Origin of the sequence: Kroppenstedtia guangzhouensis, from assembly GCF_014637345.1 — a bacterium.
Taxonomy (GTDB): domain Bacteria; phylum Bacillota; class Bacilli; order Thermoactinomycetales; family DSM-45169; genus Kroppenstedtia; species Kroppenstedtia guangzhouensis.
The window spans coordinates 1-2,897 of the sequence record NZ_BMEX01000050.1; the positions used below are offsets into that span (position 1 = coordinate 1).

Consider the following 2,897-nt stretch of genomic DNA (forward strand, 5'->3'; position numbering starts at 1 on the left):
ATCCTGGCTTTTCGGCCACCTGTGGCAGGCTTTCCTGGTCTTCGGGCCGGTGATCCTGACCTACCGGTTGCAAAAAGGTCAGAAACGCAAGAAGTCCGATACCCGCGGCCCCGGGAACCGGACTTCTAAACACTGAGCGTTTAGATCACGAACCCGGGTGACCCGGGTTCGTGCCTTTATTTTATGCACTCCTTTTGATTTCATTCTATCCCAATATCAGGTGAAAGTAAACCCAAGACAAGACTAAAACTAAACAAGGGGGTACTCTACCTCTCGGAAGAAATTTCCGCCGCTTAGACAGCCTCCTAGCCCCCTGTTTGGCGACGATACGATTGGACATACCGTAAAAACATTTCCTCACATTCAGACCGAATCAACTCGTTCAACATGCTCAAGTGATACTGACTCCCCTCATACTCCACATCCATCTCCCGTGCGTCGTCCTCCTGCCGGATCTCGATGATCCTCCCTTCCACCTTCCGTAACCCGTGCCGGGTCCGGATCAAATCATCCGTCACTTTCACGGACACATGATCTAACAGCCTCCGGATCGCGCCCAGGAACTTTAATGACGTTTCCATCACCACTCTCTGATCACAGGCAATCACCCGGTTCAAAACATCCAGCAGCACATACGGCCGAACCAACGCTTCGAACTCATCATACCCTTTCGGATACAGCACCTTCTTAACCCCTTTTCTTCCATCATAACCAAACAAACGTTCCCGTTAAACCCCTAATTGTTGGAAATCCCTTCTCCATTTAATCAATGCGATCGGCTAATTGGATCGTGTAAATTTCGTTCTCGGAGGTGTTGCCGGATGGAGATAACAGTAACCATTGATGTTGAAGAACGGTTAAAAGAAATGCTGAAAGAGGCCGAGCTTGAAAGCGAAGAAATCAAAAAAATCCTGAATGGATTTTCGGAGTGGCTGCAAGAAGTCGACCCTGGTGCCGTTTCGGATGCTGCTGAACATTATCTTGAGGACTTGTCTGAGTGTGTTCGAAGGGCCCCTTGTTTTTCAGGAACCTTTAGTAATACTTTAAGCAGGGTTTCCTATTCAATAAAAAGAAATAATAAAAGACACTTTATAAGAAGCAAAAGAGAGGATTGACTTTATGTTGGAAAATAAGTTAATGGCAATGCTCCTTCAACTTTTAACCATTTCAACTTTATTTTTTATTGTATCTTCATTTCAATATTTCTTTGTGGAATCCATGTCTGTTGAACCAGTAGCTGATTTTTTTAAAGGGCTGTTCTTTTCCATTGTGATGATGTCCTTGTATGGAGGAGCTTTTACGTTGCTATATGGAATCCCCTTGTCCTATCTGGTTGATTATATTGTAAGAAAGATCCATCCTACTTGGTTGCGCCTTCTTATATCTTTTGTGCTATACGTGGGAATTGGATTTCTAGGACCGATTCTTGTCTGGGGATATGGTTACTTAGAGCGAATTCCCATTGCCCTTTTTGGAGCTTTTTTTGCTATTGTTTTCTGGATTATCCAAGAGTTAATCAGGTGGCGTAATAGACGAATAGAAGCATCGTAGGACAATCCTTATCAAAAAATAAGCCGCCAAAACGGCGGCTTATTTTTATTCAGGGATATATTGGTCCAAATCATTTTCCAGACCTGTAGATATGTTATCTGTTCCGTTTGGAATGTACATGTAGTTTAAGGGGTTATCTTGATTATCTAAAAGGTAATATCTTACCGGATCCGAGAGGCTTTGACTGTTACTAATAACAGTGACTCCTCCTTCGATAGCGGTCAGGGGACCACCGGTCAACATTCCTTGAAAAGTCCACCCATGAGCTACGGTTATATGTTCCGGGCGAAGTCGAAAATGATACAAAGCATTGACATTTCCATCGTAACGTGTGGTACCCCTTAAATCATCAACATTCCCGTAATTACCCAGTTCCGTTATAACACTATCATCCAGAGAACCTGTTTTTCCTACGACAAAAAGGGTCTCAATCTGAGGGTGTGATTCTAAAAACGACTTTGTCGCATCAGGAACTGAGCTTGGTTTTACTAACAGAATGGGGATTCCCAACTGTCCGGCTAAACTTGCTACACTTAAGGCATCCTCAAAGTTTTCCCCTGTAGCAATAAAAGCACCTGTTGTTTCTTCATTGATCACACGTTCCGCGATCATTGGAGGAGTGTCATAACGAGTAGTTCCCCAAATTCGCTCCACTTCCACACCGAGAGCAGGTAATTCATTTGTTTCAATTTCACTGGAGACAGAACCTGGACCTCCAATAATCACGACTTTCTGAGGCTTTATACGTTGGATTTCGGACTTTGTAACAGCAGACAGAGTATTGGGATCTGTCAATAGTATTGGAGCTTTATCTTTTGCAGCTAGAGGAATGGCACTCAAACCATGAACCCAGGATTGATCAGAAGTTAAATATACCGTATTGGGTTTATACCCTAAACTGCTAATTTCCTTGCTCACACTAACCGATACTTCAGCAGGTGTATTCCCACCTAATCGTTTTATACCAGGTGAAATAGGGTTGTAAGAATCCAATACCTCATTTGATTTCTTGGTTGCATTTAATGCAATCAAATTGGGACCTTTTGTTAACCCTAACGTTTTGGAAAAAGCACTTGACAATGAAATAGGTGATTCTATTCCTTTGGTTAAATAGGCCGTATCTCCGTTGGTAGTACCCGAAAATTTAATACTGGTTGTCCCTTTGGCGGGATTGTCCCACTCGTCGTAGATTTTCGTGACGGCCTTTTTCGCTGTTTTACGCGGTGATGGGCTTATTTTCATTTGGTTCGCTGTCGATGTGTTGTTCCAGTGCCTGTTTTAACAGAGGAAGTTGACGGTACCCCTTGATCCTCCGAAAACGGGTCTCCGCTTCCAATAAACCGGCG

At 43.4% G+C, this 2,897-nt stretch carries 4 protein-coding genes; 2 read left to right on the forward strand and 2 right to left on the reverse strand.

Annotation, left to right across the window (positions count from 1 at the left end; translation table 11 throughout):
* Nucleotides 1-305 precede the first annotated feature (305 nt).
* Nucleotides 306-683, reverse strand: a complete 378-nt coding sequence (locus tag IEV46_RS17655; RefSeq protein WP_188433907.1) for a YhjD family protein — start codon at nt 681-683, stop codon at nt 306-308.
* A 138-nt stretch (nt 684-821) separates the two neighbouring features.
* Here IEV46_RS17655 and IEV46_RS17660 point away from each other — a divergent pair, with 138 nt between their 5' ends.
* Entirely contained in the window at nt 822-1,115 is a 294-nt protein-coding gene (locus IEV46_RS17660) for a hypothetical protein (protein ID WP_188433909.1), read from the forward strand.
* 4 nt (nt 1,116-1,119) lie between these two features.
* Nucleotides 1,120-1,551: a hypothetical protein gene (locus tag IEV46_RS17665; RefSeq protein ID WP_188433911.1), complete on the forward strand. Its 432-nt coding sequence runs from the start codon at nt 1,120-1,122 to the stop codon at nt 1,549-1,551.
* A 45-nt stretch (nt 1,552-1,596) separates the two neighbouring features.
* Here the strand turns inward: IEV46_RS17665 and IEV46_RS17670 are convergent, their stop codons facing one another.
* On the reverse strand, nt 1,597-2,793 hold the full coding sequence (locus IEV46_RS17670; protein WP_188433918.1) for a cell wall-binding repeat-containing protein: 1,197 nt from the start codon (nt 2,791-2,793) through the stop codon (nt 1,597-1,599).
* Nucleotides 2,794-2,897 lie beyond the last annotated feature (104 nt).

What these genes read in the sequence shown, in the direction of transcription:
- IEV46_RS17670 (WP_188433918.1), bottom strand. Translation starts at nt 2,793, where the DNA reads ATGAAAATAAGCCCATCACCGCGTAAAACAGCGAAAAAGGCCGTCACG.
- IEV46_RS17660 (WP_188433909.1), top strand. Translation starts at nt 822, where the DNA reads ATGGAGATAACAGTAACCATTGATGTTGAAGAACGGTTAAAAGAAATG.
- IEV46_RS17665 (WP_188433911.1), top strand. Translation starts at nt 1,120, where the DNA reads ATGTTGGAAAATAAGTTAATGGCAATGCTCCTTCAACTTTTAACCATT.